13 protein-coding genes and 1 pseudogene are annotated in these 10861 nt (G+C 36.5%); 4 read left to right on the top strand and 10 right to left on the bottom strand.

The window, feature by feature from the left end:
• Window positions 1-81: 81 nt before the first annotated feature.
• Complete coding sequence (proS, locus tag Q0252_RS04055; protein WP_297984079.1) at window positions 82-1557, bottom strand: proline--tRNA ligase; 1476 nt, start codon at window positions 1555-1557, stop codon at window positions 82-84.
• A gap of 146 nt (window positions 1558-1703) precedes the next feature.
• On the opposite strand from proS, the gene Q0252_RS04050 reads away from it, so the two are divergent.
• Together Q0252_RS04050 and Q0252_RS04045 are read left to right on the top strand one after the other, a co-directional pair.
• Window positions 1704-2681: a prolyl-tRNA synthetase gene (locus Q0252_RS04050; protein WP_297984077.1), complete on the top strand. Its 978-nt coding sequence runs from the start codon at window positions 1704-1706 to the stop codon at window positions 2679-2681.
• Window positions 2682-2718: 37 nt separating this feature from the next.
• Window positions 2719-4125: a hemin receptor gene (locus Q0252_RS04045; protein ID WP_297984075.1), complete on the top strand. Its 1407-nt coding sequence runs from the start codon at window positions 2719-2721 to the stop codon at window positions 4123-4125.
• 65 nt (window positions 4126-4190) lie between these two features.
• Here Q0252_RS04045 and Q0252_RS04040 read toward each other — a convergent pair whose 3' ends face one another.
• Entirely contained in the window at window positions 4191-4883 is a 693-nt protein-coding gene (locus Q0252_RS04040) for a ZIP family metal transporter (RefSeq protein WP_297984073.1), read from the bottom strand.
• A complete protein-coding gene (locus Q0252_RS04035; RefSeq protein WP_297984072.1) occupies window positions 4884-5627 on the bottom strand; it encodes a bifunctional 2-polyprenyl-6-hydroxyphenol methylase/3-demethylubiquinol 3-O-methyltransferase UbiG in 744 nt (247 codons plus the stop codon).
• A 175-nt stretch (window positions 5628-5802) separates the two neighbouring features.
• Between Q0252_RS04035 and Q0252_RS04030 the strand changes: the two genes are divergently transcribed.
• Window positions 5803-6972, top strand: coding sequence for a THUMP domain-containing protein (locus Q0252_RS04030; protein WP_297984070.1), 1170 nt, complete (start codon window positions 5803-5805; stop codon window positions 6970-6972).
• Window positions 6973-7064: 92 nt separating this feature from the next.
• Window positions 7065-8069: a glycosyltransferase gene (locus tag Q0252_RS04025; RefSeq protein ID WP_297984069.1), complete on the top strand. Its 1005-nt coding sequence runs from the start codon at window positions 7065-7067 to the stop codon at window positions 8067-8069.
• A gap of 44 nt (window positions 8070-8113) precedes the next feature.
• Here Q0252_RS04025 and Q0252_RS12295 read toward each other — a convergent pair whose 3' ends face one another.
• The 7 genes and pseudogenes from Q0252_RS12295 to Q0252_RS03995 all read right to left on the bottom strand — a co-directional run.
• Window positions 8114-8224, bottom strand: coding sequence for a DUF1398 family protein (locus tag Q0252_RS12295; RefSeq protein WP_367174818.1), 111 nt, complete (start codon window positions 8222-8224; stop codon window positions 8114-8116).
• A complete protein-coding gene (locus tag Q0252_RS04020) occupies window positions 8187-8309 on the bottom strand; it encodes a hypothetical protein (protein ID WP_297984067.1) in 123 nt (40 codons plus the stop codon). Before Q0252_RS04020 ends, Q0252_RS12295 begins: the two co-directional genes overlap by 38 nt.
• Before the next feature lie 31 nt (window positions 8310-8340).
• Window positions 8341-8799: a GNAT family N-acetyltransferase gene (locus Q0252_RS04015; protein WP_297984065.1), complete on the bottom strand. Its 459-nt coding sequence runs from the start codon at window positions 8797-8799 to the stop codon at window positions 8341-8343.
• Entirely contained in the window at window positions 8799-9200 is a 402-nt protein-coding gene (locus Q0252_RS04010; protein ID WP_297984064.1) for a hypothetical protein, read from the bottom strand. Before Q0252_RS04010 ends, Q0252_RS04015 begins: the two co-directional genes overlap by 1 nt.
• A 3-nt stretch (window positions 9201-9203) precedes the next feature.
• Window positions 9204-9686, bottom strand: a complete 483-nt coding sequence (locus Q0252_RS04005) for a hypothetical protein (protein ID WP_297984062.1) — start codon at window positions 9684-9686, stop codon at window positions 9204-9206.
• 26 nt (window positions 9687-9712) lie between these two features.
• Window positions 9713-10168 carry a DUF1569 domain-containing protein gene (locus tag Q0252_RS04000; protein WP_297984060.1) on the bottom strand — a complete coding sequence of 152 codons (456 nt, stop codon included), beginning with the start codon at window positions 10166-10168 and terminating at the stop codon, window positions 9713-9715.
• A 97-nt stretch (window positions 10169-10265) separates the two neighbouring features.
• Window positions 10266-10603, bottom strand: a pseudogene (locus tag Q0252_RS03995) (hypothetical protein); the annotation flags it as partial.
• Window positions 10604-10861: the final 258 nt, after the last annotated feature.

Raw genomic sequence — 10861 nt, 5'->3', positions numbered from 1 at the left:
TTTAATCAAATGGACAATCTTTTTCTTTTTTAATTCCTAAATGCACAACGGGTATATTTAATAAATTAATATGAATCTGAGTTAATATGCCTTTGCGAAGATGACTCTTCTTGCTGATGGTTTGCCGCTGATTAAGGAAACCCCCTGCTCTATATCATTATCTAAAGGAATACATCTGATGGTTGCCTTTGTTTCGTTTTTAATTTGTTCTTCTTCTTCAGCAGTTCCATCCCAATGTGCGTAAAGGAAACCTCCTTTTTCTTCTAAAACTTTCTTAAAATCTTCGTAAGAATCTACCTTGGTAATATTTTCTTTTCTGAAATTAAATGCTTTAGCATAAATGTCGTTCTGAATGGTTGCTAAAAGCTGTTCAATGTAATCTTCAAGATTTTCAACAGGTTTTATTTCTTTAGTTAAATTATCACGTCTAGCAATTTCAACGGTTTTGTTTTCCAAGTCTCTTGCTCCCATTGCAATTCTCACAGGAACTCCTTTAAGTTCATATTCCGCAAATTTCCAGCCCGGTTTGTTTTCGGTTCTGTTGTCGTATTTTACAGAAATTCCTTTCGCTTTTAATTTTTTCTGAATTTCAAATGCTACCTCATCAATTTGCTGCAGTTGCTCTTCTCCTTTGAAAATAGGAACAATTACCACCTGAATTGGTGCTAAAGTTGGAGGCAATACCAAACCGAAATCATCGGAATGAGACATAATTAAAGCACCCATCAATCTCGTAGAAACTCCCCACGAAGTTGCCCAGGCAAATTCCTGTTTTCCTTCTTTATTGGTAAACTTCACATCGAATGCTTCAGCAAAATTTTGTCCCAGGAAATGGGATGTTCCGGCTTGAAGTGCTTTTCCGTCCTGCATCATGGCTTCAATACAATACGTTTCTTCTGCACCGGCAAATCTTTCACTTGGTGTTTTAAGACCTCTGATTACCGGAACTGCCATGAATTTTTCTGCAAAAGTTGAATAAACATCAAGCATTCTTTCAGTTTCCTCAATGGCTTCTGTTTTTGTTGCGTGAGCAGTGTGACCTTCCTGCCAAAGAAATTCTGCAGTTCTTAGGAATAATCTGGTTCTCATTTCCCAACGTACTACATTCGCCCATTGATTAATCAAAATTGGCAAATCACGGTAACTCTGAATCCAATTTTTATAGGTGTTCCAAATAATGGCTTCGGATGTTGGACGAACAACAAGTTCTTCTTCCAACTTTGCATCAGGATCTACAATTAATTTATGAGGATTATTAGGATCTGTTTTTAATCTGTAATGGGTAACTACGGCACATTCTTTTGCAAAACCTTCTGCATTTTTTTCTTCAGCTTCAAAAAGACTTTTCGGTACAAAAAGAGGAAAATATGCATTTTCGTGACCTGTTTCTTTGAACATTCTGTCCAACTCATCACGCATTTTTTCCCAAATTGCATAACCGTATGGTTTAATCACCATACAACCTCGAACTGCTGAATTTTCGGCCAAATCTGCCTTTACAACAAGCTCGTTGTACCATTTACTATAATCTTCACTTCTGGAGGTCAACTTCGCCATTATTTTTTTTATCTATGAATTTAACTTTCTTAAAATATTGTTATCTAACCATAAAGCGTTATTTTTACTTAAAATTTTGTTAAAACAATGGTACGCTTTTGGTATAAAGTGCAAATATAATTTAAAATAAAATTTTTAACATTATCATGAAAAGAAATATACATAACAATCTGCTTGGATTCCTAAAATCTAAAGGCATTTTAGCAGTTTCTGGGGGACTTCTACTTATTTCCTGCGGTACACAAATGCCTGGTTATTCTGAAACCGACGGCGTTTACTATGACCCTACAAAAGACACACTTCCGGAAGGAACCGTAATGAATGAGGGAGGAAATAAAGTTGGAGAATATTACGATTATCAGGATTCTACATCCGTTATCGAAAAAAGCAGACATAATGAACTGTCGAAACACAACCGTTACAGAAACGATAACTGGAACGACGATGAACGTGCAACTTCTTCAGACTGGGGAAATTACACAGGTTCTGAAACCAATTATTATAACGATTGGGGTTATGGTTACGGATTTGGTTACCCAAGATATGGATGGGGAAATTATTTCGGAATGAGCTTCGGTTGGGGAAATCCTTGGTATAGTGGTTTCTACGATTGGGGATTCGGTGGATATTATTCTCCATGGTATAGCGGATACTACGGCTATAATCCATATTGGGGATATTCTCCATATTATTATGGAAGCTATTACAATCCTTACGGATACTATTCTCCTTACGGTTATGGATATGGCTATAACAACCCTTACTATTACACTCCAAGAAGAGCAAGAGGTGCTGATAATGGCTTAAATCCAGGAACAGGAAGAATGCAACAACCGCAAAATTCCGGATTCAGAAGTGGACAAGGAAGAGTAATTCAAAATCCAAATTATCCTTCAGGAACTGCGCAACCAAGAGTAAGAGGAACTCAGGCTCCAAGATCTACATTCCCAAGAGAAACTCAGCAAAAGTCTGAACCAAGATACAGAAATGAAGGCTCTTACAGAAACGATGTTTACAGAGGTGGAGATTCAGGCGGAATGCGTTCAGGAGGATTTAATTCCGGTTCTTCAAATTCTGGTGGCTCTACTAGAAGTGGTGGAGGATTCCGAAGCGGAGGAAGATAATTTCAAAACAAAAAAGTAAAACAATAATTTAAGATAAATGATTAAAAAGTCTTTAGTGTTTCTAAGTATTTCAGCAGCTTTTTTTGCGCAGGCACAAGACGCTACAGTGATTAGAAATTCAGTAGATGTGTATGGCAATTCGTCGTTAAACGGTTCATCAAAATACAATGCGATGGCAGGTTCGATGGGCGCTTTAGGTGGTGATGTTTCTGTTCTGAACAGTAATCCTGCCGGAATTGGAGTAAGTATTGCAGGAGATATTTCCGGAACACTTTCCATAGGAAACAGCCAAAACACTACAACATTCGGAGGTGCATCTTATGTAGATAAAACCAATAAGACAGATTTAGGTCAAGTTGGAGCTACAGCAGTTTTCGAAATCAGCAAGCAATCTCCATGGAAGTTTGTAAATATCGGTGTTAATTATTCTAATCAGTCTATTGACGATTATAATGAAACACCGGGAAATCAAAACGTTACTTTCGATATTGACAACGGCGCAGATACAGCAATGTTTGATGGACACGCTTACAACAGAAGCGGAGATTTATCCAAAATGTCTTTAGGTGTTGGAGCAAACTATGATAACAGAATTTATGTAGGTGCTGGTTTGAATTTCCACGGTTCTACCTTAAACCAATATGATACAGCAAGAATGATTTATGCAAGCGACAATGCTTCTGAAATTTTCAACAAACAGTATACTCCTTACTACGAAGAAGGAACAGGGTTTTCTGCAAGTGTAGGCGTTATTGGAAAGGTAAATAATCAGTTCCGTTTGGGTGCAGCTATTGAAACACCAACTTGGTGGAACATCGACAGAGCATATCAGTATTACGACAAAGCAGATGCTGCGAATGATGGACAATATTCTGAAAACCAAAAGTTTACTTCGCCAATGAAGGCTACTTTAAGTGCAGCGTTCGTTCCGAGTAAAAATTTGGCTTTGAATGTTGATTACAGCCTTGGTTTAACGAAACCTAAATTCAGCCACGATTCTCAGGATGTGGAAACTGAACTGAACAATTTCTACGATGCAAATTATAAAAGCATCTCTGAAGTAAAAGTAGGCGCAGAATACAGAATTCAGCAGTTTAGATTAAGAGGTGGTTACGGTTTTGCATCTTCCCCTTTCAATAGCAGTGAAGCGATTAGCGTCATCAACACTTCTGGTGCAAATGCATCACAGGCTTTTGATGATTTGTATGTAGGAAAAAGAAATACGGTTGGCGCAGGTATCGGTTACGATTTCAAATCTTTCTATATTGATGCAGCTTACCAGAATGTTTCTTCAACTTACAGCAGTCCTTTTATGAAAGGTTCTACGACAGCAGGAACGGAATATTATTCGGACACAGCTTACATTGGAAGCGAAGCTTCTATTGTATCTGAAGTAAAAAACAAACAAAATAACATCTTTATTACACTCGGCTGGAAATTCTAATTTCCAGAATTAAGTGAAATAAATGATACCACGGGAGTCCGAAGCAATTCGGGCTCTTTTTTTATTTAATGTTGATGAAATAAATGACCGATTAAAGCCAAAGCAACACCCGTAATCACGAGCAGGATTTTCTTCCAGTCGATATTGTGGTTTTTATTGCTTTCGAAAATAATAACAGAAGAAATATGAAGGAAAATTCCTCCAACAACTGCAAGGAAATAAATCTTCAAATCCGGATTAAAATATTTTCCTAAAAACAATCCTAAAGGTGAAGCCAAAGCGAAAATAGACACAATCAACAATGCTGAAGCTGAAAACTTATTTTCTTTCACTAAAAATGCACCCAGAATAAAAGAAATGGGAAGATTGTGAAATAAAATTCCCAACAGATAGGGCGAGAAAATTTCAGTTTCATTCGCTAAAGGAATTCCTTCCAAAAATGCATGAATAAACATTCCAATCATCAAAGCGACCGGAAGAATATTTTTTTCTTCGTGATGATGATGAAAATGACCGTGTTCAAAACCTTTTGTTAAATTTTCGAGCAACATTTGAAGTAAAACTCCTCCTATAACCCAAATTCCGATATTGGAAGTTCCGGCTTCGTACACTTCCGGAAATACTTCGTTCAAACAAATTGTAATCAAAAATCCGGCACTTAAAACCAAAAGATTTTTGGCCAAAGAAGACTTGTCTCCAAAAACTTTTCCGAGAAAAACACCGGCAACAACGCTTAATATCAAAAGTAAAACAATCATCTACAAATTTTTTAAACGGAATACATTAATACATCTTGGCGAATGTTGCTCATCGAAAGCGCCCAAGTTATAATCACCATAAATTTTTACCCTTTCAAAGCCGAATTCTTCGCCGTACTTCCCTATTTCTTCCAAAGTGTGAAGTTTTACTTTTTCAAAAAAATGAAAATCTTTGCCTTTATCTTTGAAATAGATGTCTTTGATGATGTGTTGGTTTTCAATTTTCTTTTTGATGTGGAAATCGATGCCTTCTTTCACATTATGATAATCTTCAACCAAGGTATTTTTCACCCATTGTTCATTTAAAAAATCAAGAACGAAATAACCTCCCTTTTTCAAAACATCACGAACGGAAGCAAACACTTTTTTATCGTCACTTTCAGATTCAAAATAACCGAAACTTGTGAAAAGATTAAAAACAGCATCTACTTTTTCCTTCGAAACATTTGGAAACAAAGGATTTCTCATGTCGTGAATTTCAAATTTTAAATCTGAATTTTCAAACTTTTTGTTATGAAAAATACTTTCCTTGGATAAATCAACGCCCAAAACTTTATAGCCCAATTGATTGAGAAAAACCGAGTGTCTTCCTTTTCCACAAGCCAAATCGATAATCGAGGAATTTTCGGAAAGCTGAAGGTCTTTCACCAAAAGCGAAATAAAATTTTCTGCCTCCGCAAAATCCCTGTCTTTATAAAGAATGTGATAGTAAGGTGTATCAAACCAAGTTTCGAACCACGCCATTGTGCAAAAATAACTAAATTTGCAACTTAATTAAACGCAAAGGCGCAAAACATTGTAATTATATTGTTTTTTAAGGCGCAAAGAAATTTTGTAAACAAAATTTTTCGGAGAAAAATTCTTTGCGCCTTAACTATTCACGAAACAAAAAAAAGATTGCGCCTTTGCGTTGAACATTATGGATACAGAAAATCTACAGATACAGATTAAAACTTTTTTCGGGCTCGAAGAAGTTTTGGCAGAAGAAATTAAAAAATTAGGCGGAAAGAGAGTCGAAATCAAAAACCGCGCAGTCAACTGTGAAGGCGACCTTGGTTTTCTCTACAAAATCAATTATTCGGCGAGAACAGCGCTGAAAATTATCGTGCCGCTCCTTACTTTCAAAGCTTGGGACGAAAACCGTTTCTACGATAAACTTTTTGATTTTCCATGGGACAATTTCATGGATGTGGATCAAACTTTCGCGATTGATGCAACGGTTTATTCCGAAAGATTCAAGCATTCGCAGTTTATGTCTTTGAAAATGAAAGACGCCATTGCGGATTTTTTCAAACTGAAATACAGACGAAGACCGGATGTTGACCCAAAAAATCCGGATATTAAATTCCACCTTCATATCGACCGAGAATTGGTGACGATTTCCTTGGATTCTTCCGGAGATGCTTTATTTAAGCGCGGTTACCGTAAAGAACAGGGAGAAGCTCCACTTAATGAAGTTTTGGCAAGTGGAATGCTGCAATTGGCAGGTTGGGATGGAAAAGGAAATTTCCTGGACCCAATGTGCGGCTCCGGAACGCTTTTGATTGAAGCTGCGATGATTGCGATGGATTTACCGGCGCAGATTTTCAGAAAGAAATTTGCTTTCCAGAACTGGAAAAACTATGACGAAGAATTATTCCAAAAAATAAAAGAATTCCGTGTAAACCGTGTAAAAGAATTCACCGGAAAAATTGTGGGTTATGATATTGATGCGAGAATGCTCAACGCAGCAAAAATCAACATCGAAGCTGCGGAAATGGAAGACGTTATCGAAGTAAGAAAACAGAATTTCTTTGATTCTAAAAAAGAACTGTTCCCATTATTGATGGTTTTCAATCCGCCTTACGACGAGAGAATTACCATTACTGATGATGATTTCTACAAAAAAATTGGCGATACCTTTAAAACCGGTTATCCAAACACTTTAGCTTGGATGATTTCTTCCGATTTAGAAGCGGTGAAAAAAGTAGGATTAAGACCATCTAGAAAAATTAAGCTTTTCAACGGAAAACTGGAGTGCCGATTTTTGCAGTATGAAATGTATGAGGGAACGAAGAGAACCCATAAATTTGAAAATGAATCAACTTGAAAATTTGAAAATTAAATCGTTGTTTATTTCATAATTTCTATTTTTGAAAACATTTTCAAATTCGCACATTTTCAAATTTTCACATTAAAATATTGAACCCAACAATTTCCATCGTTATCGCCATTTTCAACCGTAAAGACGAACTTTTCGAGTTGCTAAATTCGCTTTCATTCCAAACCGATAAAGCTTTTGAAGTGATTATTGTGGATGACGGTTCTTTGATTCCGCTGCTTCCAACGGTAGAACTTTTTCAGGACAGGCTGGATATTCAATTTTTTAGAAAAGACAATTCCGGGCCTGGTTTGACTCGAAATTACGGTGCAAAAAGAGCGAAAAACGACTGGCTTGTTTTCGTAGATTCTGATGTGATTGTTGAGAAAGATTATATCGAAAATATCAAGAAAGACATTCTGGAAATTCCGTGTGACGCTTTTGGTGGGGCTGATAAAGCACATAAAGGTTTCAATTTGATGCAGAAAGCGATTTCCTACTCGATGACTTCAGTTTTTACAACTGGTGGAATTCGCGGAAGCAAAAGTGCGGTAACGAAGTTTCAGCCGCGAAGTTTTAATATGGGCGTGAAGAAATCGGTTTTCAATGAAGTGGGTGGTTTTTCGGAAATGAGGATTGGTGAAGACCCGGATTTATCGATGACGCTTTGGGAAAAAGGTTATATTACGTCTTTTTTTGATAATATCGCTGTTTACCACAAACGTAGAGTTGATTTCGGAAAATTCTCAAAACAGGTGTATCAGTTTGGTTGCGCAAGACCAATTCTGAACCAAAGACACCCGAATTATGTGAAGATTTCATTTGCTTTTCCTTCTTTGTTTTTGATTGGTTATATTTTAGGTTTTATTGAATATTTCGTGTTGGGAAGAGGTTTTATCCTCTCGATGTACGGATTGTACACGTTCCTTGTATTCTTCCATGCGATGTACAAAACCAAAAATATAAGTATTGCAGGAATGGCAGTGATTTCTACTTACATCCAAATGTTTTCGTACGGCTACGGGTTTTTAAAATCTTGGATTCTTTTGAATATTTTCAGGATGAAACCTGAAGAAGCTTTTCCGCATCATTTTTATAAAAAATAATTAATTTATTTCCAGAATACTTTCGCGGAAAAACCTGCCCTCTTTCAAGCAAAATAAGCGCAGGTCACCTTATTAAAATCTAAAGTCCAGCCCGTAATTTCGTTTTCTACACAATCTTTACAGAACGTTGGATAATCTGTTCTGCCTTTTTTGATGAAGTTTTAAACGTTCTTCAAATTTCTGAACCTCGACTTCTTCTGAAACGGTCATTGCATTTTCATTTTCAAATAGATTTTTCACAGGAGATGGAGTTCGATACAGTTGCAATTTTTCAAAGTACAAGTTCCATCTTGATGTCGCCTCGTGCATAAGGATTGTTGGTGATGGGAACTTCTTCAAAACCATATTTTTTGTACAACGTAATCGCAGGAGTTAAACCTCTATTGGAAAGCAGAATTAGTTTTTCTGCACCCTTTTTTTTTGCTTCCAAAATGCAGTATTCCATCAAAATATTTCCGATTCCGTTTCCTTTTGCAGATTCTGTTACAGCCATTTTAGCAAGTTCATATTCAGTATCAGATTCTTTAATTAAAGTGACTGTTCCTACATTATTTCCATCAAGGTTTGCGAAATAAATGTGTCCTCCATTATCCAAAATTTCCTTTGGATGATCAAGCTGTTCCAAATCGTGTTCTTCAACTACAAAATATCTTTCCAGCCATTCTACATTAAGATTTTTAAAATCTGAACTGAATTCCGGCTGATAATTTAATACTGTAATATTTTTCATCATTTAATTTTTTTAGCTCCTAATCTGTAACCCAATAAAACTAAAGCCCAAACCAATATACCTAAAATCCAGAACCAAATTGGCGTCGGTAAAGAAGACATCATATAAATGGACTGAAGCAAAAAAATTACGCCACAGATAACTGCATATATTTTCTTATTATCTCCAGCAACCAACGTTGAAATATATCCTGAAACCAAAGCGCCTACTGCATAAGAAAGAATGACAAAGAAAAGCGCCATAAACGGTGCAGAAGCAACATACGCTTTCATGGCTTCCATATCGTTCGGATTCATCGCTTCCGGCAAAGGATATAATTTGTGACCTAAGGTCTGAATTAAAAATATCCCAATTCCTCCTGCAAAAAGTCCGGCAGGAACTGCTAAAATCTTCTTAAGCATATTTTATTTTTGAGGTTGGTTATTCCAATTGGTTTTGAAACTGAGCGACTTGTCATAACTGTACCAGTCTCCAATAAATTCAATGTATTGGTCTTCAATCTTTTCAAAGTCTTTATTCCATCTGAAAGTGTAAATAAACTTCCCTTTAAAAATACCGGAATGCTGTCCTTTCGGTTCTTCAGCAAGTTCATACTCCCCAAAAACTGTCCCTCTTTTCTTGCTGTCTTTGTATTTGGTAATCTTTAATTTTCCTTCAAATTTTGCATAATTGGAACCTTCCACGATTGAATATCCTGCTACAAAATATTCCTGATCATTTTTACGGTTTTGATCTGAAACATTAATTTTCAGTTTGATGGATGATTTTGCACCGCTAATGGTCCCAACATAAGGTTTGCTGTTATTGAGCCAAACTTTCTCAATATTGGGCATCTGAGCGAAGATAAACTGTCCCAGAAAAAGGAAAAGTAGTAATAGTTTTTTCATGTATTGGTTTTTTTTTAAAACAGTTTTTAAACTCCGAACTGTGAAAGATGGTGATTAAGATGTTTTGCGAGCATATTGTTGTATTCCTGCGCAGTCATTTTTCCGAAAGAGTGAGATTCTTTTCCTTCGAAAGCTTCTCTGCCCAATGTTTGTGTTTTCTGTATAAAACCAATCAGCCTTTTCTTTTCATCATCAAAATTTTTATCCCCTTTGATTTTGAACATCGGCCCTGTCGGAAGATTCTGTTTGTAAGGAATTTCGTTGACTGTTTTTGGTTTTACAAATTTTTTGAGGATCCAGCCCGCTAAAAATCCCGGCTTCTTGTGTTTTCCGGGTTCGTAGATGGTTTCGTAAGCGACGTTGCAATGCGCTAACATTTGGTCAACACTCATGGTTCCCCATTGTTTTGGAGTTTCCGGTGTTAATTTATTGATTCTGTCGATGTAGTTTTGAGCATCTTTAGCATCGAAGATGTTTTCCATAGTTTTAATTTTCAAGTATAACAAATATAATAAAATCCGCTCCAGAAATTTGAAGCGGATTTTAAAAATTCACCATTCACTCGCGAAGCGAAATTCACTATTCAATAATCGAAACCTTAGTTCCTTTGGTATGCGCATTCATTTGCGGTGCGTAATAATTCTGCAAAGTGGTAATTCCGTTGCCGAAAGTTCCCGCAGCATTGCAAATATAATCGTACTCGAAAACGTATTTTCCTTTCGGCATATATTCGATGTAGAAGTTGGTAGAAGCATCTTTTGTGGATTGATAATAACCCAAATTGCTTTTCCATTGAAACCAGAAATCACATCCAGGGGTTCAAAACCTGCAGCTCGCATATCTTTCAGGTGAATGAATTCCATATTTCTATCCGTATTCAGAACCATTCTTACAGTTACTTTATCACCAACCTTAAGGCGTAGATCATTCATTAACCCCTGGCCCAGTACAATGCCAAACTGTCCTGCCTTTAAACGACTTAAAGAGGTAAGATCTAGCGCTTTTTTATTGATAATTGCTTGCTCTTGTTTAGGTAAAACAGCTAGCACCTGGGCACCCCGAATATCTCCACCATTGGCTAATAAAATCTGTTCACGATTAAATGGAGCTGCTACTAGTACATGTTTGTTTTTACTGATCAGTTTTTTTAGTGTGCGCCAATCTGAATGCGGATG

It is taken from the genome of uncultured Chryseobacterium sp. (assembly GCF_936933875.1).
Classification (GTDB): Bacteria; Bacteroidota; Bacteroidia; order Flavobacteriales; family Weeksellaceae; genus CAKZIK01.
Note: the sequence above shows the minus strand (reverse complement) of the source record. Positions and strands in the feature narration are given on the sequence as shown.

Excerpts from the sequence above, each read along its gene's own strand:
- proS (WP_297984079.1), bottom strand. The coding sequence starts at position 1,557 with ATGGCGAAGTTGACCTCCAGAAGTGAAGATTATAGTAAATGGTACAAC.
- Q0252_RS04040 (WP_297984073.1), bottom strand. The coding sequence starts at position 4,883 with ATGATTGTTTTACTTTTGATATTAAGCGTTGTTGCCGGTGTTTTTCTC.
- Q0252_RS04030 (WP_297984070.1), top strand. The coding sequence starts at position 5,803 with ATGGATACAGAAAATCTACAGATACAGATTAAAACTTTTTTCGGGCTC.
- Q0252_RS04045 (WP_297984075.1), top strand. The coding sequence starts at position 2,719 with ATGATTAAAAAGTCTTTAGTGTTTCTAAGTATTTCAGCAGCTTTTTTT.
- Q0252_RS04000 (WP_297984060.1), bottom strand. The coding sequence starts at position 10,168 with ATGGAAAACATCTTCGATGCTAAAGATGCTCAAAACTACATCGACAGA.
- Q0252_RS04035 (WP_297984072.1), bottom strand. The coding sequence starts at position 5,627 with ATGGCGTGGTTCGAAACTTGGTTTGATACACCTTACTATCACATTCTT.
- Q0252_RS04005 (WP_297984062.1), bottom strand. The coding sequence starts at position 9,686 with ATGAAAAAACTATTACTACTTTTCCTTTTTCTGGGACAGTTTATCTTC.
- Q0252_RS04050 (WP_297984077.1), top strand. The coding sequence starts at position 1,704 with ATGAAAAGAAATATACATAACAATCTGCTTGGATTCCTAAAATCTAAA.
- Q0252_RS04015 (WP_297984065.1), bottom strand. The coding sequence starts at position 8,799 with ATGAAAAATATTACAGTATTAAATTATCAGCCGGAATTCAGTTCAGAT.
- Q0252_RS04010 (WP_297984064.1), bottom strand. The coding sequence starts at position 9,200 with ATGCTTAAGAAGATTTTAGCAGTTCCTGCCGGACTTTTTGCAGGAGGA.